The following is a 23,076-nucleotide window of genomic DNA, read 5'->3' on the forward strand; positions in this document are numbered from 1 at the left end:
CGGCCGCGACGCGACGCGCCGGTCCCGCGCGGGACGACCTGGCACGATGGCCGCCATGAGCAGCGAGATCCGCGTGGCCGTGGCCGGCGCCGCCGGCCGGATGGGAGCGACCGTCTGCGAGGCGGTGGAGCAGGCCGAGGGCCTCGTCCTCACCGGTCGCGCGGACCCGGCGCTGGGCACGTCGCTCGAGGAGGTCCTGCCGGGCGCCGACGTCGTCGTCGACTTCACGCGCCCCGACACCGCCCTGGGCAACGCGATCGCGTGCGTCGAGGCGGGCGTGCACGTCGTGATCGGCACGTCGGGCTTCGACGTCGACCAGCTCGCCGGCCGCGGCCCCGGCAAGGCGTTCTTCGCACCGAACTTCGCGATCGGCGCCGTCCTCATGATGCGCCTGGCCACCGAGGCCGCGCGGCACATGCAGCGGGCCGAGATCATCGAGCTGCACCACGACAAGAAGCTCGACGCGCCCTCGGGCACCGGCAAGCACACCGCGGACCTGCTCGAGGCGGCGACGGGGACCCGACCGCCGATCCACTCCGTCCGCCTGCCCGGCCTCGTCGCGCACCAGGAGGTCCTGCTCGGGGGTCGCGGCGAGACGCTGACCATCCGCCACGACTCGATCGACCGCTGGTCGTTCATGGACGGCGTGGTGCTCGCCGTGCGCCGCGTCGGCGACCTGCCGAGCTCGCCGACGATCGGGCTCGACGCGCTCCTCTTCGCGGACTGAGCCGTGGCGGTCGTCCTCGAGCCGGCCGGGCCGTCCGACGCCGCGGCACTCGCCGAGATCCAGGTCGCGGCGTGGCTGCGCGCCTACCAGGACGTCCTGGACCCGCTCGAGCTCGCGGAGCGCACCGACGTCGAGGCGCGCCGGGAGGCGTGGGCGACGGCGCTGAGGACGCCGGCCACGGGCGAGGCGACGGTCGTCGCGCGTCTCGGACCGCGCGCCGTCGGGCTCTGCGTCGTGCGCGAGGCCGGGACCGAGCCGGACCTGCCCGGCGTCCCCGAGCTCCGGGCGCTCTACGTCCATCCCGTGGCCCAGGGCGCGGGCGTCGGCGGGGCGCTCCACGACGACGCGCTGCGCCGGCTGGCAGGCGCCCGGGCCGTCGAGGCGACGCTGCGGGTCTTCTCCGCGAACTGGGCCGCCCGGCGCTTCTGGGCCGGACGCGGGTGGTCGCAGGACCAGGGCGCGCCGCCGCTCGAGACGGCGGGCGTGGCGACGGAGCGCTGGCGACGGCCGCTCGGCCCGGTGTCCGCCTGAGCGGTCCGTGATGGCCCGCCCGCGCGGACCGCGCCGCGGCCGGTCGCCCGCGCCGCGCCCGGACCGCCGTCAGCCGGCGAGGGCCTCGCGGATCCGGTCGGGCAGCGCCGTGAAGCGCGTCGCGCCGTCCACCCGACGCAGCGCGCCGGCGATCGCCCCGCGGTCGCCGACGACGACGCAGGCCTTCTCGGCCCGCGTCACCGCCGTGTAGAGGAGGTTGCGCGTGAGCATGTGGCGGTGCTCGGCGAGCACCACCACGACGACCACGGGCACGCTGGACCCCTGCGCCTTGTGCACCGTGCAGGCGTACGCGAGGTCCCACGTGTCCATCCGCTGCGTCGGGAGGCGGATGGTGCGCCCGTCGTCCATCGCGACCGTCGCCTCGCCGGCGTCGCCGTCGACGCGCACGAGCATCCCGAGCTCGCCGTTCATGACCTCGGCGTCGTGGTCGTTGCGCGTCTGCATGACGCGGTCGCCCTCGCGCAGGCCGTGCAGCGGGCCGCCGATCGCCGGCCCGTCGCCGGGGTTCAGCTCGTCGCGCAGCATCCGGTTCAGGGCCTCGACGCCCGCCGTGCCGCGGCGCTGCGGCGCGAGCACCTGCACGCCGCCGACGGCCGGCACGTCGTAGTGGCCCGGCAGGCGCGTGGTCACGAGCGTGCGGACCTCCTCGACCGCCGTCTCCGCATGGGGACGGTCGATGAGGAAGAAGTCGCGGATCGTGTCCTCCGGCAGGCCGGCGGTGCCGGTCGGCGGCAGCTCGCCGCGGTTGATCGCGTGGGCGGCGCGGACGATGAGCGAGCGCTCGGCCTGGCGGAAGATCCGGGTCAGCCGGACCGCCGGCACCTCGCCGGAGTCCAGGAGGTCCTGCAGCACCCGCCCCGGGCCGACCGGGGCGAGCTGGTCGACGTCGCCGACGAGGAGGACGTGGCTGCCCGGGCCGACCGCGCGCAGCAGCGCGACCGCCAGATCGAGCGACAGCATCGAGGCCTCGTCGACGACGAGCATCACGCCGTCGGCGATGGGCGCGTCCTCGTCGTGGGCGAAGCCCTCGCCGGGGACGTAGCCGAGCAGGCGGTGGATCGTCGTGGCCTCGGCGCCGGTCGTCTCGGCCAGGCGGCGGGCGGCCTTGCCGGTCGGGGCGCAGAGCACGGTGCGCCGCTTCGCGGCCCGCAGGGAGGCCACGAGCGCCCGCATCGTCTGCGTCTTGCCGGTGCCGGGCCCGCCGGTGAGGATCGAGAGGCGGTGCGCGACGGCGCTGCGCACGGCCGCCCACTGCTCGTCGCTCGGCGCGGGGTCGAGGTCGGCCGGCGCGTCGTCGGGCAGCTCGACGTCCAGCGACGGCGCGTCGGTGGCGAGCCCGGCGACGAGCGTCGCCAGGAGCGCCTCGTCCTCGTCGAGCTCGAGCGTCGCGATCCGCTCGTCGCGCTCGACGACGGCGCCCCGCTCGACGAGCCGCTCGACTGTCGCCGCGACGGCCTGCGGCACCCCGTCGCGCCCGAGCAGCCGGACGGTCCGCCGGACGAGCTCGGGGCGGGGGAGGTGGCAGTGGCCGTCCTCCTCGGCGAGGCGCAGCGCGTGGAGCGTCGCGGCCTGCCGGCGCGGCTCGCCGTCGGACGGCTCGCCCAGCGCCAGGGCGATCGCGTCGGCGGTGGGGAACCCGATGCCGCTGCGCTCGGTGAGCCGGTACGGCGCCGCCTGCAGCGCCGCGACGTCGGGCTCCTCGCCGAGCGCGCGGATCACCCGTCCCACGGTCGCCGCGTCGACGCCGTGCCGCTCCAGCAGCAGCCGCACCGCGCGCGGTCCCGCCTCGCTGCGCCAGTGCTCGACGGCCTCGGTGAGCTTCTCGCCCTGCAGGCCGCGGACGCGACGCAGGACGTCGCGCGGATCGGCGTCCAGGCGCGCCAGCAGGTCGTCGCCGAAGCGCTCCAGCAGCGACTCCGCCGACGCCGGGCCGACCCCGGGGATCCGCTGCAGCGTGCGCAGCAGCGCCTCGTCGTCCGGGTCGAGGCTCTCGAGGGCGCGGACGCGGAAGCGGACGCCGTGCTTCGGGTGCTGCTGGTGCTCGCCGGTCGCGCGGACGCGGTCGCCGGGCTCGAGATGGCCGATCGGCCCGACGAGGACCTCGTGGGTCCCCGCGGCCGCGTCCGGGCCCTCCCCGGCGACCGAGAGCGCGTCCACGACGGCGAAGGCCCCGTCGTCGCTCACGAAGCGGACGCCGGCGACCTCCACCTCGAGCGTCTCGTTCGCCGCAGCCACCCGGCGCAGGGTACGTCACCGCCCGGCGCGGGCCGCGCCGCGGCGCGTCCGCCGTCACCGACCCGCAACGCCGGCCGACCGTCCGCTCTGGGAGGATGAACAGCCGTGTCCGGGCTCGGGACGATCATCACCGCCGTCGTCACGCCGTTCGACGCCCAGGGGCGCGTCGACGAGGCGTCCTTCGTCGACCTGCTGGCGCACCTCGCCGCCAGCGGCTCGGACGGCTTCGTCGTCGCCGGCACGACCGGCGAGGGCTCGACGCTCAGCGACGAGGAGCATCTCGCGCTCGTCGAGCTCGCGATCCGCGAGAAGCCGGCCGGCACGACGATCATCGCGAACGCCGGCTCCAACGACACGCGCCACTCGATCCACCTGACCGAGCGGGCGACGGAGCTCGGCGCGGACGCCACGCTGAACGTCGTCGGCTACTACAACCGCCCGAACCGGGCCGGGATCGTGGCCCACTACGAGGCGGTCTCGAGCGCGACGGACAAGCCGATCGTCCTCTACAACATCCCGAGCCGCACGACGCTCAACATCGATCCGGAGCTCCTCGCCGAGCTCGCGCAGATCCCGCACGTCGACGCCGTCAAGCAGGCCAACAGCGCCGAGCTGCAGCTCGTCGACGGGCTCGAGGTCTACGCCGGCAACGACGACATCCTCGCCCGGACGCTCGACCTCGGCGGCGCCGGCGGCATCCTCGTCGCCAGCCACCTCGTCGGTCCGCAGCTCGCGGAGATGGCGACCGCGACGCCGGAGCGCCGTGCCGAGATCGACGCGACGCTCCGCGACCTCTACGCGATCCTCGGCATCACGGTGAACCCGATCCCGATCAAGGCCGCCCTCGCGCTCGCGGGCCGGCCGGTCGGCGGCCTGCGGCTGCCGCTCGTCGAGGCCGACGAGGACCAGCGGTCGGAGATCGCGCGCGTGCTCGACGGCCTGGGGCTGCTGGCCTAGCCCGTTCGATGCCGGATCGCCGCATCAGCACCCGCACCACGACCGTCGCGCACCGTCGCGCGACCACGGCGGCCCCGCGGACGGCGCGCGCATCGCGCGTCGATGGTCGCCGGCCGCGCGCGGTCGTCACCGGGACGCCACCCGCGCGCGTGCCCGATCGCCGACGCTTATCCGCGAGCCCGCGGACCGACGCACCACGACGGCGCCCGACAGGGGCGGCCGGAGGGGTCGCGTTCCGGCGCGGGTCGCACCACCCCGTGCGCGACCGTCGGTCGCGCCGACCGACAGGACCCCATCGCATGACCAACTCCGCCACGCTGCGCGTGCTGCCCCTCGGCGGCCTGGGCGAGATCGGCAAGAACATGACGGCCGTCGAGTACGACGGCAAGATCGTCGTGATCGACGCCGGCGTCCGGTTCCCGACCGCCGAGCAGGTCGGCATCGACCTCGTGCTGCCCGACTTCAGCGTGCTGAAGGACCGCGCCGACGACATCGAGGCGATCGTCATCACGCACGGCCACGAGGACCACCTCGGCGGCCTCCCCTACGTCATCAAGCAGCTCGGCGGCGCCCGCAAGGCCCCGAAGATCTACGGCCTGCCGCTGACGATGGCGATGGGTCGCAGCAAGCTCGACGAGCACCGCCTGCGCGAGGCCGAGCTCACCGACGTCAAGCCCGGCCAGACGGTGAAGACCGGGCTCTTCGAGCTCGAGTTCATCCACGCCACGCACTCGATCCCGGACGCCTGCAACGTCGCGGTGAAGACCCCGCTGGGCACGCTGCTCTTCACCGGCGACTACAAGTTCGACCAGACGCCGGTCGACGGCGGACCCGCCGACTTCCTGCGCCTCGCCCGCTTCGGCGAGGAGGGGCTGCTCATGCTCCTCGGCGACTCGACGAACGTCGACCGTCCCGGCTGGTCGCCGAGCGAGGCGCTCGTCGGCCCCGAGCTCCTGCGCGTCTTCGGCGGGCTGCGCGGCCGGATCATCGTCACGTCGTTCGCGTCGAACCTCCACCGTGTCCAGCAGGTCATCGACGCGGCGATCGAGCTCAACCGCAAGGTCTGCCTGCTCGGGCGCTCGATGCGCAAGAACGTGAACATCGCGAAGTCGCTGGGGCACCTCGACGTCCCCGACGGGCTGATCGTGCAGCCGCGCGAGCTCGAGCACCTGCCCGACCACCGCGTCATCGTCATGTCGACCGGGTCCCAGGGCGAGCCGCTGTCGGCGCTGCGGCGGATGGCGTTCCGCGATCACCCGCAGGTCCGGATCCGCCCGGGCGACACGGTGGTCTTCTCGGCGACGCCGATCCCGGGCAACGAGCGCGCCGTCAACGAGACGATCGACAAGCTGTACCAGGCGGGCGCCGAGGTGGTGACCCACAAGGACGCGCCGATCCACGCCTCCGGCCACGGCTACCAGGAGGAGATGAAGCTCATGCTGAACCTCACCCGGCCGAAGTACGTCGTGCCGCTGCACGGCGACTTCCACCGCCTGGAGCTCCACAAGCGCCTGGCGGTGAAGCTCGGGATCCCCGCCGACAACGTCTTCTGCGCGGAGAACGGCCTGCCGATCGAGGTCGACGCGAAGGGCGCCCGCTTCGGCAAGCCCGTCCCGTCCGGCGTCATGTACGTCGACGGCACCGACATCGGCGCGACGGCCGACGCCGCGCTGCGCGACCGCCGCTCGCTGTCGGCCGACGGCCTGTTCGTCGTCGTCGCGACGATCGGCGACGACGACGGCAAGTCCGTCGCGGAGCCGGAGCTGCTCTTCCGCGGCGTCCCGTTCGAGCACGACGAGGCGTTCCTGAAGGCCGTCCGCGACCAGGTCGACGCCTCGGTCGAGCGCGCCGCCGCCGACGAGATCCACGACCTCGACGAGATCCAGCGGATCCTCCACGACGACATCGCCCAGCTGACCTGGGAGAAGCTGAAGCGCCGGCCCGTCGTGCTGCCGGTCGTCGTCGCCGTCTGAGCGAGCGCGCCGGGTCAGGCGCCCGGCGCCGGCGGCCGGCCGTCCGGCGGCGAGGCGGGAGGATCATCGCCCGCGTTCGGCGGCGCGTCGGACGCCGTCGCGTCGTCCCCGCCGCCGTCGGGGCCGTCGAGCTCCCGCGCCGGCCCGCCGCCGTCCTCGGACGCGGGGGGCTCGCCGGCGTCGGAGGCCGGGGGCCCGTCGTCCGGCGCCGCGCCGCCGAGGCGCTCCTCGGGATCCCGGGCGCCACGGCGCGTCACGCCCGACGAGCGCAGGCGGCGACGGATGCCCTCCGCGGCGCGGCGCGGCGTCCGCAGGAGCCGCCCGTCGCCGCCCTCCTCGGCCGCGTCGCCCGCCGCGGACTGCTCCTCCGGCTCGTCGGGATCCGGCGCGTCGCCGCGGACGGCGAGGGTCACCACGAACCGCGCGCCGCGGCCGTCCTCGTGGGTCGGCTCGACGTGGACGTCCCCGCCGTGCCGCTGGGCCGCCGCGCGGACGATCGCCAGCCCGATGCCGGTCGAGCCGGCGCCCTCGCCGCCGCGGCGGACGAACCGCTCGAAGATCCGCTCGCGCAGCTCGTCGGGGATGCCCGGTCCGTCGTCCTCGACGATGAGGCGCGCCCGCGTCCCCGCGCGACGCAGGACGATCCGGATCTCCGTTCCGTCTGGCGTGTGGCGCAGGGCGTTGGAGAGGAGGTTGGCGACGAGCCGCACGAGCTCGTCGCGCACGCCGTCGAGCGTCACCGGCTCGAGGTCGAGCTCGACCTCGTGCCCGCCGAGCTGCGGCTCGAGCTCGTCGACGGCCTCGAGGATCGCGCGATCGAGGTCGACGGCGTCGCGGGCGGCCTCGCGGCGCGCGTCCATCCGGGCGAGCAGCAGCAGGTCGGCGACGAGCCGCCGCATCCGGCGCGCCGAGCGCAGGGCGGACTCCGCGGCCTCGCGGTCCTCGCCCTCGGTCGAGAGCGCGAGCAGCTCGAGGTTCGCCTGGACGGCGGTCAGCGGCGTGCGCAGCTCGTGCGACGCGTCGGCGACGAACTCGCGCTGCCGCTGCAGCGACTCGTCGATCCGCGCCTGCGAGGCCGCGAGCTCGTCGAGCATGTCCTGGAGCGTTACGGCGAGCTCGGAGATCTCGTCGCGCACGACCGGGACCGGCATCCGGGCCTCGAGGTCGCGCGTGCGAGCGATGTGGCGGGCCGCGCCCGTCATCCGCCGGACGGGACGCATCGCGCGCTGACCGACGGCGAGGCCGGCGAGCAGCGCCAGCAGGGTGCCGCCGATGACCCCGAACGTGAGCGCCGTCTCGACCCGCCGCTCGGTGCTCGCGACGGTGTCGTAGCTCCGTCCCACCTGGATGACGAGGGGGATGCTCGACGTGATGCCGACGAGCGACTGCAGCGGCCGGCCGTCGGCGTCGGTGATCGCCTGGTTGATCTGCCGGGTCTCGACCCGGAACGAGGCCACCGCTCGGTCCTGCCGTCGGGGCGGCCCAAGATCGATGCGCGGATTCGAGCTCGCCAGCCGCTCGAGCCGTCCCGACACCCGCCCCCAGACGGCCACGACCGTGCCGCGCTCGCCGCGCAGGTCGCGCAGGTTCGTGTAGACCCGATAGCGCAGGATGCCGTCCGAGCCCTGCTCGAACCCGACGCGCAGCTGGTCGCGGATCGCGTCGAAGCGCGCCGCGGTCTGCGTGGAGAAGTCGCCCCGGACCCGCTGGATCGTGTAGATCCCGCTGACGAGCGCGAACAGCAGCAGGATCAGGCCGGTCAGGCCGGCGGTCGCGACCGCGAGCCGCCACCGGATCGGCAGGCGGTCCAGCCACCGCAGCCAGCGGACGCGCTCGCCGGACGACGTCACGGGCGCGTCAGCGAGCCGCGCGCAGCACGTAGCCGGCGCCGCGGATGGTGTGCACGAGCCGCTCCTCGCCGCCGGACTCGAGCTTCCGGCGCAGGTTCGAGATGAAGACCTCGATCGTGTTCGTCGACGCGAGCGGGTCGTAGCCCCAGACCTCCTCGAGCAGCCGCTGCCGCGGCACGACGAGCTTCTCGTTGCGCATGAGGTACTCGAGCAGCTCGAACTCGCGCTGGGTCAGGTCGATGTCGCGCTCGCCCCGCCGGACCTCGTGGGTGGCGGGGTTCAGGACGAGGTCGGCGACGACGAGGGCCGCCTCGCCCCGCGGGGGACGCCGCCGCAGGAGCGCGCGGATCCGCGCGAGCAGCTCGTCCCGCTCGAACGGCTTGACGAGGTAGTCGTCGGCGCCGCTGTCCAGCCCCGCCACGCGGTGCTCGACCGCGTCGCGGGCGGTGAGGATGAGGATCGGCACGTCCCCGCCCTCCCGCAGCCGCTGCGCCACCTCGAGCCCGTCGATGTCCGGCAGCCCGAGGTCCAGCACCACGACGTCGGGCATGTACGTGCGGGCCTCGGTCAGGGCACTCTCGCCGTCGCGCGCGATCCGCGTCTCGTAGTCCTCGAGCCGCAGCGTGCGCCCGAGGACCCCGGCGATCTCCTCGTCGTCCTCGACGATGAGCACGCGCGCGCTGCGACCGCTGTCCATGCGCGGGATCGTAGAGCGTGGACATTCACGGACGCTCAAGCGATCGCCCGTCTGGACGGGCCCCGTGCCGGGCGCCGCGCACCGCGTGAGCGGCGGGAAGGAGCCGACGGCGCGGCGGCGAACGGGAGTCCGAGCATGAGCCGTAGCCGGACCCCTGCCCGAACCGCCGCATCGAGCCGTCGCTCGGCGCCGAAGCGCGCCGGGAAGGAGGCGCCGTCGGGCTCCCTGCGGTCGTGGCGCCAGCTCGAGCAGCGCCAGTTCGACCAGATCGGGCTCGGGCTCCTGGCGCTCTCGGTCTTCCTCGTCTTCCTCATGTACCTCGGCGCCTGGGGCGGCGCGATCGGCGACGGGCTCGTCGACGGGTTGCTGTCGCTCTTCGGGCAGGTCGCCTACATCGCGCCACCCGCCGTCGCCGCTGCCGGCCTGCTGCTCATCCTGCGGCCGCTGCTGCCGGCCATCCGGCCGTTCCGGACCGGGGCGCTGCTGCTGCTCTCGGCGCTCATGCTCCTCTTCGCCACCGGGACGTTCGGCCTCGGCGGCGGGACCGGGCGCGACGAGCTCTTCACCGCCGAGGTGGTGCGGCCGCGCGGCGGCGTCCTCGGCGACGCGCTGTACTGGGCGCTCTCGTCGGCGCTCGGCGACATCGGCGCCCACGTCGTGGGCGTGACGCTCCTGCTCGGCGGGGTGCTCCTGCTCACCGGCGCCTCGATCGCGTCGATGGTCTCGCGCACGGGGGAGGGGCTGCGGCAGACGACGACCGCCCTGCGCCGCGTCCCCTCCGGGACGACGAGCGACGAGCCGGCGATCCCGGTCGAGCGCCCGGCGCGTCGCCGGGCCGCTCCGCCCGCCGAGGACCCGACGTCGGGCCCGACCCCGCCCCGGCCCCGCCGACGCACCCCGGACGCCGCCACCGCGCCCGACGAGGACCGCACGGGCGAGGAGCCCGTCGTGCGCCGCGCGCGACCGGCCCGCGTCAGCGAGCCCGACGCGGGGACGGGCGAGGTGCGCGCGACCCGCGGGGCGCCCGACGACGCGCCCGCGACCCCCGAGCTCGACGGCGCCCGCCGCTACCCCGACCTCTTCGGGGAGGCGCCGCCGATGACCTTCGAGCCGCCCGCCCCCGTCCCGGACGAGCCGGAGCCCGCGGTCGACGAGGAGCCGCCGACGCAGATCGCGCCCCGTGCCGCGGCCCGCGCCGCCGCTGCCGCCGCCGCGGCCGCGGCCCGCGAGGCCGCCGAGCGGGACGACGAGGAGCCCGCGACCGCCGACGAGGAGCCGACGGAGCGCGACGCGCCCGCCGAGCGCCCGTCGCTCCAGGAGCTGCGCGAGCGCCAGCCGATGGGCGGATCGCCCGAGGGCGCGCCGGAGGACGGGTACGTCCTGCCCGACCCGTCGCTGCTGAAGGTCTCCGCCGCCGACCAGCTGCGCCCGGACACCGCCGGGCAGGAGGAGACGGCCGCGGCGCTCGTGGAGGCCCTGCAGCACTTCAAGGTCGAGGCGAAGGTCATCGGCACGATCGCCGGCCCGCACATCACCCGCTACGAGCTGCGCCTGGCGCCCGGCATCAAGATGTCGAAGGTCGCCCAGCTGAAGGACGACCTCGCCTACGCGCTGGCGGCGACCGACATCCGGATCCTCGCGCCCGTGCCCGGCAAGACCGCGGTCGGCGTGGAGGTCCCGAACAAGCGCCGTCGCGTCGTGCACCTCGGCGACGTCTACGACGATCCGCCCCAGGGCGAGACGCCGCTGACGGTCTGGCTCGGCAAGGACGTCTCGGGCGCCCCGATCCACGCCGACCTGGCGAAGATGCCGCACCTCCTCGTCGCCGGCACCACCGGCGCGGGCAAGTCGGGCTGCGTCAACGCGATGCTCAGCTCGATCCTCCTGCACGCCACGCCGGACGACGTGCGGCTCGTGCTCGTCGATCCCAAGCAGGTCGAGCTGAACCACTACGAGTCGGTGCCGCACCTGCTGACGCCGGTGATCACGAGCCCGAAGATGGCCGCCAACGCGCTGCAGAACCTCGTGCGCGAGATGGAGTGGCGCTACGGCGTGATGAGCGTCAAGAAGACGCGCAACCTGCCCGAGCTCAACCGGGTGCGGATCGACGAGGGCGACGAGCCCCTGCCGTACATCCTCTGCGTCATCGACGAGCTCGCCGACCTCATGATGGTCGCGCCGGCCGACGTCGAGGACGCGATCATCCGGATCGCGCAGAAGGCGCGCGCGGTCGGCATCCACCTCGTGCTGGCGACGCAGTCGCCGCGCGTGGACGTCATCACGGGCATGATCAAGGCGAACGTCCCGTCGCGGATCGCGTTCTCCGTCTCCTCGCAGACCGACTCGCGCGTCATCCTGGACCAGAACGGCGCCGAGTCGCTGCTGGGACGCGGCGACATGCTCTTCAACCCCGTCGGGTCGTCGAAGCTCACCCGCATCCAGGGCGCGTACATCGACGAGGCGGAGATCGCGGCGCTCACGCGCCACTGGGCGACGCAGGGCGAGCCCGAGCTCCGCGAGGACCTCCTGGAGGCCGCGGAGGAGGAGCCGGCGGACGACGCCGGCGGAGACGACCTCGACAACGACAGCGATCCGCTGCTCGCCGACGCGATCGAGCTCGTCGTCGAGATGGGCGCGGCGTCGACGTCGGGCCTGCAGCGGCGCCTGCGCGTGGGCTACACCCGCGCCGGCCGGCTCGTGGACATGATGGAGCGCCGGGGGATCGTCTCGGCCTTCGAGGGCTCGAAGGCCCGCCAGGTCCTCATCTCGCCGATGGACCTCCCGCGCGTGCTCGCGCAGGCGCGCGGCGATGCGTCCGCCGCCGCGTCGGCGGACGAGCCGACCGGGCCGAGCGCGCCGCCGACGGACGACGCCGGCGACGACGACGACCGCACCGGCGAGCACGCGGCGCTCTCCTCGGCGGGCGCGTGAGCGGTCCGCGGACGAGCTCGCCCGTCGCGGCCGGGCGGGCTCCCGCAAGGGGCCGGCCGAGCCCGGCGGCGGCGGGCCAGTAGCCTTCCCCGCCGATGGCGGAGATCGGTGCCACCCTGCGCGAGGCGCGCATGCGCGCGGGGATCGACATCGCCGAGGTCGAGGCGCGGACGAAGATCCGCGCCAAGTACCTCCGCGCGCTCGAGAACGAGGAGTGGAACCTGCTCCCAGGTCCCACGTTCGTCAAGAGCTTCCTGAAGACGTACGCTGAGGCGCTCGGACTGGACGCCAAGCTCCTCGTCGAGGAGTACAAGTTCCGCCACGAGCCCTACGAGGGCGGCGCCGCCGGGGCCGGTCCCCGACGCGGCGGCCCGCGGCGCCCCGGGAGCGGTGGCGGAGGCGGGGGCGCGTTCGGACCGCCGAAGCGCGCCGGGGCGCTGCCCCTCGTGCCCCTCGTCGTGGTGGTCGGCGCGATCATCTACGCCGTCTTCGCGCTGTCGCAGGGCGAGCGGGACGCCACCCCGCCCCCCACGACGACCGAGCAGGAGAGCGCCGCCGAGCAGCTGCGCCGCGAGGCGCGCGAGGAGCGGGCGCAGCGTCGCGAGCGCGCCGAGCGCCGCGAGCGCCGGCGCGCGGCGCAGATCGTGAAGCTCCGGATCGCCGCCGGCCCGACCCCGGTCGTGGCGTGCGTCGTGGACGCGACCGGTCGCCGGGTCCTGGACGATCGCGAGATCCAGGCCGGGCGCAGCGCCGGCGGGCTGCGGTCGCAGCGGTTCCTCGTCGCGATCCGCGGCGCGGGGGCGACCGTCACCGACGCGGGTCGCGTGCGCCGCCTCCAGGCGGCCGCCGACGGCGTCGTCGCCTACCGGATCACGAAGCGCCAGAGCGCCCGCCTCGAGCCCAGCGAACGGCCCACCTGCGAATGACCACCACCCCGAGCGCCGTCGTCGTCGTCACCGGGACGGAGGTCCTCGGCGGGTGGGTGAGCGACCGCAACGGCCCGTGGCTCGCCCAGCGCCTCGGGGCGATCGGCGTCCGGCACCTGTCGACGGTCGTGGTCGGGGACCGGCCCGGGGACCTCGTGCTCGCGCTCGAGCAGGCGCGCGACCGCGGGGTCCAGCTCATCGTCACCTCCGGCGGGCTCGGCCCGACCGAGGACGACCTGACCGCCGCGGTGGTCGCCGAGTTCCAGGGCCGCCCGCTCGCGCTGGACGAGGCGCTCGAGGGCCGGATCTGGACGATCATCGAGCGGCTCTCCCGTCGCTGGCCCGGCGTCGATCCCGACGCGCTCCGGGCCGCGAACCGCAAGCAGGCGCTCGTCCCGGACGGCGCGGACGTGCTCGAGCCGGTCGGCACGGCGCCCGGGCTCGTGGTGCCGCCCCCCGACGGTCGTCCGGGCCCGACGGTCCTCGTGCTGCCCGGACCGCCGCGGGAGCTGCAGCCGATGTGGGAGGCGGCCGTCGAGCGGCCGTCGCTGCGTGCGGCGATCGCCGGCGCCGAGGTCCTCGACGAGCGGCTCACGCGGATGTTCGGGATCCCGGAGGCGACGCTCGCCCAGACGATGATCCGCGCTCGCGAGCAGGGCATCGCCGTCGACGACCTCGAGATCACGACCTGCGCCCATCGCGGCGAGCTCGAGGTCGTCACGCGGGCCCGCCCGTCGCTCGTGCCCGACGCCGAGGCGTTCGAGCGCTTCCTCGACGCGGAGCACCCCGGGACCGTCTTCTCGACGGACGGTCGCGAGATCGAGCAGGTCGTCGGCGACGCCCTGCGGGAGCGCGGCTGGACCGTCGCCACGGCGGAGTCGTGCACGGGGGGCCTCGTCGCCGCCCGGCTGACCGAGCACGGCGGCTCCTCGGCGTTCGCGCTCGGCGGGGTCGTCGCGTACGCCAACGAGGTGAAGGAGGCGGCGCTCGGCGTGCCGGCCGCGCTCCTCGCCGAGCACGGCGCGGTCTCCGGCCCCGTGGCCGAGGCGATGGCGCGGGGCGCCCGCGAGCGCCTCGGCGCCGACGTCGCGGTGGCGACCACGGGCATCGCCGGTCCCGGAGGCGGGACGGAGGAGAAGCCGGTGGGCACCGTCTTCGTGTCGATCGCCGGGCCGGACGGGGCGACCCTCACGCGCCGCTATCGCGTGCCCGGGGAGCGACGCGACGTGCGCGAGCGCACCGTGACGGGCGCGCTGCATCTGCTGCGACGCGCGCTCGCCGGCGAGCGCGACGACGCCTGAGGCGCCACGGCCCGCGCCGATCGGCGTCGGCAGCCGGCGGCGCGGGGCCCGCGAGCGTCCCCGGCGCAGGACCGGCGCGGTCGCGGCACCGGATCGGTGCGAACGGGTGTTCCCTCCGCACGCGAACACCTGTACGGTCGAGCCTCCGAGATGTCCGATGGGGACGGGGATCGTGCCGGTCCGCGGTTCCGTCCGCCGCACCTCGGACAATCCAGTTCCGCCCACTCCTCCCGAAGGGTGACGTTCGTCATGGCCAAGGATTCCGACACCACCACCGCGAAGGCGCGCGACGCCGCCCTTCAGGGTGCCCTGCAGCAGATCGAGCGCCAGTTCGGCAAGGGCACCGTGATGCGGATGGGGGACGAGGGCGCGATCGGCCAGATCGAGGCCATCCCGACCGGCTCGCTGTCGCTGGACATCGCGCTCGGGATCGGCGGCGTGCCGCGCGGCCGCATCCTGGAGATCTTCGGCCCGGAGTCCTCGGGCAAGACGACGCTCGTCTACCACATCCTCGCCGAGGCGCAGAAGCGCGGCGGCGTCTGCGCGTTCATCGACGCCGAGCACGCGATGGACCCGGTCTACGCGAAGCAGATCGGCGTCGACGTCGACGAGCTGCTCGTCTCGCAGCCCGACTACGGCGAGCAGGCGCTCGAGATCGCCGACATGCTCGTGCGCTCCGGCGCGGTCGACGTCGTCGCGGTCGACTCCGTCGCGGCGCTGACGCCGCGCGCCGAGCTCGAGGGCCAGATGGGCGATACGACCGTCGGCCTGCAGGCCCGGATGATGAGCCAGGCGATGCGCAAGCTCACCGGCAACCTCAACCGGACCGGCACGACCTGCATCTTCACGAACCAGATCCGCGAGAAGGTCGGCGTGATGTTCGGCTCGCCGGAGACGCAGCCGGGCGGTCGCGCGCTGAAGTTCTACAGCTCGCAGCGTCTCGACATCCGCCGGATCGAGACGATCAAGGACGGCACGGACGCGGTCGCCAACCGCGTGCGCGTGAAGGTCGTGAAGAACAAGGTCGCTCCGCCGTTCAAGCAGGCCGAGTTCGACATCGAGTTCGGCAAGGGCATCTCGACCGCGGGGTGCCTCATCGACCTCGGCATCGAGCACGACATCGTCCAGAAGTCGGGGTCGTTCTTCTCCTTCGACGGCGAGCGACTGGCGCAGGGCCGCAACAACGCCAAGGCGCACCTCGACGCGCACCCGGAGATCGCCGCCGAGATCGAGCGACGCATCTACGAGAAGCTCGAGATCGTGCCCGCCACGGCCGGCGCGCCGGCGCCCGCCGGGGCGGAGACCGAGGAGCCGGCCGTCGCGGCGTGAGCCGGCGGTCGCCCGAGACGGCCGGCGGTCCGCCGGCCGAGCGCGGGCGGCGGACCCGGACGTCGGCCGCCGCCGACGCCGAGGGCCGCGCCGAGCGCGCGCAGGACGCCGAGGAGCGGGCCCTCCACGCGCTGGAGCTCGCGTACCGGCACCTGGCCAAGCGCGACCGCACGGCGGCCGAGGTGGAGCACCACCTCGCCCGCCGCAAGATCGGCCGTCCGAGCATCGAGCGCGCGCTCGCCGAGCTCCGGGAGCTCGGGTACATCGACGACGCGCGCTACGCCCAGCGCTACGTCGAGGACCGGCGATCGATCGACGGGTGGGGTCGCCAGCGGATCGCCGACGGCCTCCGTCGCGTCGGGATCGCCGAGCCGCTCATCGAGCAGGGACTGGCGCAGCCCGACGAGGACGGCGACGAGGGCCGGGCGCTCACGCTCCTGCAGCAGCGACTCCGCGGCGCGCCTCTCGATGACGACCGTGCGCGGGGAAAGGCGCTGCGTCTTCTGGCGACCCGCGGATTCGCGCTCGAGATCGCCTACGACGCGGTCCGTGCGTACGAGCGCGACCTGCGCGACTGACGCCGGCGCCGGCCACCGGTCGCGGCGCCCGACGACCGCCGCCCGGGCGTCGCCGCCACGAGGGAGGGCATGCCGGCCGTGAGGGCGGATCGAGCGCGACGAGCGTCTTAGGACGCCCGAATAATCGGCGTGTTAGGGTACCCGGCATCGCCCGTCGGACGGCTGCCGATCCGTCGGGCCCGACTCGCGGTCCTCGCGGCTGCGCGACATCCATCCAAGGGGTTCTCCATGCTCGGTTCCACCCGCGTGCGCCGCTCACCCGCGCTGCCGCTGCTCGCCCTCGTCGGCCTCGCCGCCGCCGCGCCGTCCGCCTCGGCGGCGCCCGAGTCCGTCACGAGCGGCAACCTCAACTGGTCGACGGTGCGGTCGTTCAACACCGCCGCGCCGGCGAACACCGAGCGGACCTACTGGGGCTACGTGCTCCGGTCGGGCAACTCCGCGATGGGGGCCCATACGGCGACGGTGACCACGTGGGGAGCGGCGTGGGGGTCCTCGCCCCTGCTGCCGGGTCCGGCCGACGGCTCCGCGCTGAGCTGGAACTTCCCGGTCGCCAACGGCGACTTCGATCCCGACACGAAGGTCGGTCGGGTGAACCTGCTCGGGCGGCTCGAGTCCGTGTCCCCGCCGTCCGGGAACCCGGGCGGCCAGGACTACACGCTCTCGATCGAGAACCCGACGGTCGTCTTCGACGGCTCGACCGTCGCGAAGCTCTACGCCTCGGGCGCCAAGGCGGCCGGTGCGGCCGGCACGGCTGCCACGAGCTACGGTCGCCTCCCGGTCTTCAGCCTCGACTTCGCCGCGACGCCGCCGGTCGAGAACCCGGACGGGACGACGACGGTGTCGTTCGTGCCGAGCGTCGCCACCGACATCTTCGGCGGGTACGCCGTCGGGAGCGGGCCCAACCGGACGCCGAACACGTTCGGCGGCTTCACGCTGACGTTCGAGAGCCAGCCGACCGCCGGGGGCGGCGGCACCGGCCCGCAGGGCGCGACCGGACCGGCGGGACCGCAGGGCGACACCGGTCCGGCCGGACCGCAGGGCGCCTCCGGTCCCGCGGGGCCCGCGGGGCCGGTCGGCCCGCAGGGCGCTCGCGGCCCCGCCGGCGCGGCCGGCAAGAGCGCGAAGGTCCGCCGGGTGACGCTCCGCGCGGCGCCGTTCCGCGGCACGCGCGCCCTCGCGGTCCAGCTGCGGTCGCGGCGCACCGGCAAGGTCGTGGGCACCGGCACGGTGACGCGGCGCGTCCTGCGGGTGAAGGTGCTCGAGGGCACGTCGCTGCGCGGCACCTGGACGCTGCGCCGGACCGCGAAGAAGGTCTCCGGGCGCCGGTCCGTCCGCATCGCCATCCGCTGAGCGCGCGCCGCGGCGGGTCGCGGCGCGCCGCGCCGCGACCCGTCGCCCGCGCTACCCTCCGGTGCTCGGATGAGCGCCGTCGAGACCCAGAAGCGGTACCACGTCACGACGTTCGGGTGCCAGATGAACGAGCACGACTCCGAGCGCATGAAGGGCATGCTCGAGTCGCTCGGCTACGCACCCGCCGAGGTCGCCGACGACGCGGACCTCATCCTCTTCAACACCTGCTCGATCCGCGAGTCCGCCGACTCGCGGTTCATCGCCCACCTCGGGCACGCCAAGCGGATGAAGCGCGAGCGGCCCGGCGTCGTGGTCGGCGTCGGAGGCTGCTGGGCGCAGTCGGTGAAGGACGAGATCTTCGAGCGGTTCCCGTTCGTCGACGTCGCGTTCGGCCCGGGCCAGATCAACCGACTCGCCGAGTTCCTCACGAGCGACTCGCTCAGCGCGCAGGGCTACTTCGAGTTCGAGGGCTTCCCGGCGCACCTGCCGACGAAGCGCGATCGCGCGTTCCAGGCGTGGGTGCAGATCGCCGTCGGCTGCAACCTCAAGTGCTCCTACTGCATCGTCCCGTCGACCCGCGGGCGCGAGTCGTCGCGCCCGTTCGAGCAGCTGCTCGACGAGGTCCGGGCGCTCGCCGCCGACGGCGTCCGCGAGATCACGCTCCTCGGCCAGAACGTCAACGCCTACGGTCGCGATCTGCGCACCGACGAGCCGCTGCCGGACGTCCTGCTGCCGTACGCCACCGCGGCGAAGCGGCCGACGAGCGTCGGGCAGGCCGGCCGGCCGCGGACCTTCGCCGAGCTCCTCCTGGCGGTCGCCGCGGTCCCGGGCATCGAGCGGATCCGCTACACCTCGCCGCACCCGAAGGACATCCGCGAGGACGTCGTCGCCGTGCACGCCGAGGTGCCCGAGGTCTGCCAGCACATCCACCTGCCGCTGCAGGCCGGCTCCAGCCGCGTGCTGAAGAGGATGCGCCGCACGTACGACAAGCAGCGCTACCTCGACCGCGTGGCGATGATCCGCGAGCGGTGCCCCGACATCGCGATCACGACCGACATCATCGTCGGCTTCCCGGGCGAGACGGAGGAGGAGTTCGAGGAGACGCTCGAGGTCGTCGACGCGGTCGCCTTCGACGGGGCGTTCACCTTCGTCTTCTCGCCCCGCCGCGGGACGGAGGCCGCCGAGATGGTCGACGAGTTCCTGCCGCACCCGGTGAAGGTCGCCCGGATGGAGCGGCTCGTCGAGCGCGTGCAGCACCACGCGCGGGAGCGGACGCGGCGGTTCGTCGGCCGCACGCTCGACGTCCTCATCGAGGGTCCCTCGCGCACCGACCCGTCGAAGCTGCGCGGGCGCACGACCCACAACAAGGTCGTGAACTTCACCGGCATCGGCCAGCCGGGGGAGACCGTGCCGGTCGAGATCACCGACGCCACGTCGCAGACGCTGAGCGGCGAGATGTCGCTCCTCAGCGCCCTGCGGGTCTGAGCCGCCCTCCCGCCGGGTCCTGCGCGCCTTCCCGACCCGCGTCCGCGCTCGCCCGGAGCCGGCGCGCGCGGGTTCGGCCGCGGAGCCCTCAGCGCTTCGCGCGCTGGGCGTCGGCCATCTCGCGACCGACACGACCACCGTCGATCCGGGCGGCGACCCGCCCGGGGACGCCCGGGGCGACGGCGTTGAGCACCGCGCTCGCCCGGACGCCGAGCGGCGCGACGTCGATCTCACCACGACCGCGGTCGATCGCCCGCAGCACCGCGTCGGCGACCTCCTGCGGCGTGTTCGTGCCGACGCCGCGCGGCAGCGACACCCCGGTGTCGGCGTACATGCCGGCGTCGGAGATGAACCCCGGGAAGATCGTGCTGACGCCGATCCCGTGCGGGCGCAGCTCGGGCCGCAGCGCCTGGGCGAAGCCCCGCAGGCCGAGCTTCGTCGCCGCGTACAGCGACGCGTCGGCGGTCGGGACCTTGGCCGACATCGACGAGACGTACACGTGGTGGCCCACGCCACGTCCCTTCATCGCCGGCAGCAGCAGGCGCGTCAGCGCGATCGGCGCGCGGAGGTTCACCTCGAGCACGCGGTCCAGGGCGTCGAGGTCGTAGTCGTCGAGGGGGCCGCTGCCCGGGAGCGCGGCGTTGTGGACGACGACGTCGGCGTCGACGTGCGCCTCGGCGATCCGGGCGACGTCGTCGCGGTCGCTGAGGTCGGCCGAGATCGCCTCCGCGCCGAGCTCCGCCGCGAGGGGCTCGAGGACCGCCGCCCGGCGGCCCGTGAGGACGAGGCGCGCGCCGCGACCGGCGAGGGCCCGGGCGATCGCGTGGCCGAGGCCCCCCGTCGCCCCGGTGACGATGACGGTGCGGTCGCGCAGCTCCATGGGCGCAACCCTACGTGGTCGTCGTTCCCCGATCTCCGCCCTCCTGCGCCGGGGCGTGCCGGGCGCCGCGGCCGCGGTCTGGTCGGGAAGCAGGACGGGACCCGGCCCCGTGCCCGGGCGTCCTGCGCCGGGGGCCGGGACCTCAGGTGAGGAAGATCCCCATCGTCGTCGTGAAGCCGTGGAGGAACGGGTGGCCGCCGACCGGGCCGATCTCCCCGGCGGAGATCATCCCGGCGAGCGGCAGCGGGCCGAGCTCGCGCTGGATCGCGTCGGCGTCGTGGTGGGCGTGGCCGAACATGTCCTCGCCGCGGCCGTTGCACGTGAAGGCGAGCGCCCCGGCGATTGCCGCCGAGCCGGCCGCGGCGCGACGCAGCCGCAGGGCCTCCTCGAGGTCGCTGCTCGCCGACTCCGGGTCGCGGACGTGGAGCTGGGCGATCTGGCCGACCTCGACCGGCGCCCCGATGGCGATCGCGCCGGCCTGCGGGTCCGCGCCCGCGAGCCCGCGGACGACGAAGTCGCCCGCCCCGTACTCCGGCCGACCCGGGCCGACGACGAGGCCGAGGAGCAGCCCGTGGCGGATCCGCGCCTGCTCCTCGGGCCCGAGCGCGTCGACGGTCTCGCGCAGCGCCTCGATCGCGGGCCGGCCCGCGAGCTCGCGGATGATCCCGCCCTCGCCGGCGGTGACCGCGAGCTCCGGGCCGATCGGACGCGCGCCCTGTGACACGAGGGGCAGCATCTCGAGGCCCGTGAACCGGACGAGCAGCCCGGCGGCGTCGCTCGACGCCGTGCCGCGCAGGAGCGGTCGGCCGTCGGGCGGGACGGTCGAGGGCACGCCGCCGACCAGCGGCACGCCGGGCAGGTGCTCGTCGAACGCCCGGAGCGTGCCCTCCAGCGGCAGGTGGGAGGAGTCGGCCAGGAGCACCATGGCCGAGCCCGGCACCGGATCCGGCAGGCCGACCAGCGCGAGCCCCTCGTCGACGGGGCGCGTGCGCAGCTCGAAGACCTCGACGTCGCCGCCCTCGCCGACGGAGATCGTCCAGATCGCGATGCCGTCGACGCCCTCGTGCTCCTGTCCGCCCGCGACGAGGCCGCCCGACGTGCAGCCGGCGAGCTCGCGGGGCAGGAGCTCGCGGGCCACCTGCTCGAGGACCTCGTCGGGCCCCTCGAGGTACGCGCCGGAAAGGAAGACGAGCGCGAGGTCGCACGGAGCGTCGCCCAGACCGGTGCGCGCCTGGCGCGCCGCGAGCGTCGTCCCGGCCACGCGGTCGGGCGCCGCGGAGAAGCCGGTGGCGACGACGGGCATTCGAGGCACCATACTCGCGGCCGTGACTGCGCCAGCCGTGCTCGCGATCTTCGGTCCGACCGCCGTCGGCAAGACGGCGGTCGCCGTCGCGGTGGCCCGGGCGCTGCGGTCGGCGGGCCACGACCCGGTCGCGATCTCGGCCGACGCGATGCAGCTCTACCGCGGCATCGAGACCCTCACCGGCGCCCGCGACGCGCTGGAGCAGGACGAGCTGGAGCACCGTCTCGTCGCGGTCCTGCCGCTCACCGAGGAGACCTCGGCGGGGCGCTACGCCCGGCTCGCGCACGCCGAGATCGACGCGGCGCTGGCGGCGGGGCGGGTGCCGCTGGTCGTCGGGGGGACCGGGCTCTACCTCCGCGCGGCGCTCACGACGCTCGCGCTCCGGCCGCCCGCCCCACCGGCGGTCCGCGCCGCGCTGGAGGAGGAGCTCGAGCGGGAGGGCCCGGAGCACCTCCACGCCCGGCTGACCGCCGCGGCGCCGTGGGCGGCCGAGCGGATCGCGCCGAGCGACCGCTCGCGGCTCGTGCGCACGCTCGAGCTGCACGAGATCGGCGCGCTCGAGCGGCCCGAGGACGGCGCGCCGAACCACCTGTGGACCGACGACGTCCGGCACCCGACCCGGCTCGTGGGGCTCGTCCGCGACCGCGACGCGCTGCGGACCCGGATCGACGCCCGGATCGACGCGATGCTCGCCGCCGGCGCCGCGGACGAGGTCCGGGCGGCCGCGGCCGCCGGCGCCGCCTCGACGGCCCGCAAGGCCCACGGCTTCGAGCCGCTGCTGGCCGGCGACGAGGACCGCATGCGCCGCGACACGAAGCGCTACGTCAAGCGCCAGCTCACGTGGATGCGCAAGCTGCCGGGGGCGGAGCTCGTCGACCTCGACGCGTCCTCCGACGTCGACGCCGTCGCACGGACGATCGCCGCGCCCTGGCTCGCCGGCCGCTGAGCGGCTGGCTCGACGACCGCTGAGCGCGTCGGGCTCGCGGCGGCGCCGCTCCCCGCCGCACCCTCCGCCCGGTCCGCTGCGGGCCGCGCGACGGTGCCTCGGGCGGGCCGAGCGGCGACGGGCGCGCAACTACACTGCCGCCGATGCGGTTCGAGAAGTGGCAGGCGCTCGGCAACGACTACCTCATCGTCGAGCGCGAGCGGCTGCCGTTCCCGCTGACGGCCGCGCGGGCGCGGCGCCTGTGCGACCCGCATCTGGGACCCGGGGCCGACGGGGTGCTGGAGCTCGCGCCGCCGACGGCCCCCGGGACGGTCGCCGCGCTGCGGATCCTCAATCCGGACGGGTCGGAGGCGGAGCTCTCGGGCAACGGCGCCCGCGAGGCGATCATGTACCTCGTCCGGCGCGGGTGGACCGACCAGCGCCAGTTCTCGATCACGACCGTCGCCGGGGAGATCCGCCCGACGGTCCTCTCCGACACCACGTGCCGCGTCGACATGGGCCGCGCGTCGCTCGTCAGCGACGACCTGCCGGGAGGCGCGCCGGACGGCCGGGGGACGCTCACCGCGGACGTGGTGGGCGGCGGGCCGCGCGACTGGGCGTTCCAGCACGTGAAGATCGGCAACCCCCAGTGCGCGATCGCCGTCGGGTCGATCGACGAGCTCGAGGCGCTCGACCTCCCGGCGATCGGCCCCGCCATCGAGCGGCATGCGCGGTTCCCGAACCGGACGAACGTCTCGTGGTACGCCGAGCTCGAGCCCGGGCGCATCCGGGCCCGGATCTTCGAGCGCGGCGTGGGGGAGACGATGTCGTCGGGCACCGGTGCGTCCGGCGCCGCCGTCGCGTACGCGCTGGCGGGCGGGGGACGCGGCGAGGACGGCGAGGGCGAGCAGGTGACCGTCGTCCTCGACGGCGGCGAGCTCGTCGTCGACGTCGGCGAGGACCTGCACGTCGACCTCACCGGCTGGGCGGTCCCGGTCTACGTCGCCGAGGCGACCGACGACCTGCTGCGCGATCTCGCGGCCCTGGACTGAGCGGCGGAGCGCCCGCCCGCGGGGC

General features: G+C 75.2%; 18 protein-coding genes. 13 read left to right on the forward strand and 5 right to left on the reverse strand.

Annotated elements, in window-relative coordinates:
- The first annotated feature begins 55 nt into the window (after window positions 1-55).
- Together SK069_RS00560 and SK069_RS00565 are read left to right on the forward strand one after the other, a co-directional pair.
- Entirely contained in the window at window positions 56-727 is a 672-nt protein-coding gene (locus SK069_RS00560) for a 4-hydroxy-tetrahydrodipicolinate reductase (RefSeq protein WP_319952222.1), read from the forward strand.
- Between the two features lie 3 nt (window positions 728-730).
- Window positions 731-1,258, forward strand: coding sequence for a GNAT family N-acetyltransferase (locus SK069_RS00565; RefSeq protein ID WP_319952223.1), 528 nt, complete (start codon window positions 731-733; stop codon window positions 1,256-1,258).
- A gap of 69 nt (window positions 1,259-1,327) precedes the next feature.
- Here the strand turns inward: SK069_RS00565 and recD2 are convergent, their stop codons facing one another.
- Window positions 1,328-3,514 carry an SF1B family DNA helicase RecD2 gene (gene recD2 / locus SK069_RS00570; RefSeq protein WP_319952224.1) on the reverse strand — a complete coding sequence of 729 codons (2,187 nt, stop codon included), beginning with the start codon at window positions 3,512-3,514 and terminating at the stop codon, window positions 1,328-1,330.
- Window positions 3,515-3,619: 105 nt separating this feature from the next.
- Here recD2 and dapA point away from each other — a divergent pair, with 105 nt between their 5' ends.
- Together dapA and SK069_RS00580 are read left to right on the forward strand one after the other, a co-directional pair.
- Window positions 3,620-4,471 (forward strand): 4-hydroxy-tetrahydrodipicolinate synthase, encoded by an 852-nt coding sequence (gene dapA / locus SK069_RS00575; protein WP_319952225.1) that lies wholly within the window; start codon window positions 3,620-3,622, stop codon window positions 4,469-4,471.
- A 299-nt stretch (window positions 4,472-4,770) separates the two neighbouring features.
- Complete coding sequence (locus SK069_RS00580; protein WP_319952226.1) at window positions 4,771-6,444, forward strand: ribonuclease J; 1,674 nt, start codon at window positions 4,771-4,773, stop codon at window positions 6,442-6,444.
- 14 nt (window positions 6,445-6,458) lie between these two features.
- Here the strand turns inward: SK069_RS00580 and SK069_RS00585 are convergent, their stop codons facing one another.
- Both SK069_RS00585 and SK069_RS00590 read right to left on the reverse strand, forming a co-directional pair.
- Window positions 6,459-8,294 (reverse strand): ATP-binding protein, encoded by a 1,836-nt coding sequence (locus SK069_RS00585; protein ID WP_319952227.1) that lies wholly within the window; start codon window positions 8,292-8,294, stop codon window positions 6,459-6,461.
- A gap of 7 nt (window positions 8,295-8,301) precedes the next feature.
- Window positions 8,302-8,991 (reverse strand): response regulator transcription factor, encoded by a 690-nt coding sequence (locus SK069_RS00590; RefSeq protein WP_319952228.1) that lies wholly within the window; start codon window positions 8,989-8,991, stop codon window positions 8,302-8,304.
- Window positions 8,992-9,126: 135 nt separating this feature from the next.
- Between SK069_RS00590 and SK069_RS00595 the strand changes: the two genes are divergently transcribed.
- From SK069_RS00595 to SK069_RS00625, 7 genes are all read left to right on the forward strand, one after another.
- Complete coding sequence (locus tag SK069_RS00595; protein WP_319952229.1) at window positions 9,127-11,922, forward strand: DNA translocase FtsK; 2,796 nt, start codon at window positions 9,127-9,129, stop codon at window positions 11,920-11,922.
- Window positions 11,923-12,017: 95 nt separating this feature from the next.
- A complete protein-coding gene (locus SK069_RS00600) occupies window positions 12,018-12,848 on the forward strand; it encodes a helix-turn-helix domain-containing protein (protein ID WP_319952230.1) in 831 nt (276 codons plus the stop codon).
- Window positions 12,845-14,149 (forward strand): competence/damage-inducible protein A, encoded by a 1,305-nt coding sequence (locus SK069_RS00605; protein WP_319952231.1) that lies wholly within the window; start codon window positions 12,845-12,847, stop codon window positions 14,147-14,149. Before SK069_RS00600 ends, SK069_RS00605 begins: the two co-directional genes overlap by 4 nt.
- Before the next feature lie 249 nt (window positions 14,150-14,398).
- Window positions 14,399-15,478 (forward strand): recombinase RecA, encoded by a 1,080-nt coding sequence (recA, locus tag SK069_RS00610; RefSeq protein WP_319952232.1) that lies wholly within the window; start codon window positions 14,399-14,401, stop codon window positions 15,476-15,478.
- Complete coding sequence (locus tag SK069_RS00615) at window positions 15,475-16,056, forward strand: regulatory protein RecX (RefSeq protein WP_319952233.1); 582 nt, start codon at window positions 15,475-15,477, stop codon at window positions 16,054-16,056. The genes recA and SK069_RS00615 overlap by 4 nt, the downstream gene beginning before the upstream one ends.
- 228 nt (window positions 16,057-16,284) lie before the next feature.
- Window positions 16,285-17,406 (forward strand): HtaA domain-containing protein, encoded by a 1,122-nt coding sequence (locus tag SK069_RS00620; RefSeq protein ID WP_319952234.1) that lies wholly within the window; start codon window positions 16,285-16,287, stop codon window positions 17,404-17,406.
- A gap of 69 nt (window positions 17,407-17,475) precedes the next feature.
- Complete coding sequence (locus SK069_RS00625; RefSeq protein ID WP_319952235.1) at window positions 17,476-18,891, forward strand: MiaB/RimO family radical SAM methylthiotransferase; 1,416 nt, start codon at window positions 17,476-17,478, stop codon at window positions 18,889-18,891.
- Window positions 18,892-18,979: 88 nt separating this feature from the next.
- On the opposite strand, the gene SK069_RS00630 is transcribed toward SK069_RS00625, so the two are convergent.
- Window positions 18,980-19,771, reverse strand: a complete 792-nt coding sequence (locus tag SK069_RS00630; protein WP_319952236.1) for an SDR family NAD(P)-dependent oxidoreductase — start codon at window positions 19,769-19,771, stop codon at window positions 18,980-18,982.
- A 142-nt stretch (window positions 19,772-19,913) separates the two neighbouring features.
- Window positions 19,914-21,074, reverse strand: a complete 1,161-nt coding sequence (locus SK069_RS00635; protein ID WP_319952237.1) for an FIST signal transduction protein — start codon at window positions 21,072-21,074, stop codon at window positions 19,914-19,916.
- 22 nt (window positions 21,075-21,096) lie between these two features.
- Here SK069_RS00635 and SK069_RS00640 point away from each other — a divergent pair, with 22 nt between their 5' ends.
- Both SK069_RS00640 and dapF read left to right on the forward strand, forming a co-directional pair.
- Complete coding sequence (locus SK069_RS00640) at window positions 21,097-22,020, forward strand: tRNA (adenosine(37)-N6)-dimethylallyltransferase (RefSeq protein ID WP_319952238.1); 924 nt, start codon at window positions 21,097-21,099, stop codon at window positions 22,018-22,020.
- Between the two features lie 143 nt (window positions 22,021-22,163).
- Entirely contained in the window at window positions 22,164-23,051 is an 888-nt protein-coding gene (dapF, locus tag SK069_RS00645) for a diaminopimelate epimerase (RefSeq protein ID WP_319952239.1), read from the forward strand.
- The last annotated feature ends 25 nt before the right edge of the window (window positions 23,052-23,076 follow it).

The sequence above is a fragment of the Patulibacter brassicae genome (genome assembly GCF_033949425.1).
Classification (GTDB): domain Bacteria; phylum Actinomycetota; class Thermoleophilia; order Solirubrobacterales; family Solirubrobacteraceae; genus Patulibacter; species Patulibacter brassicae.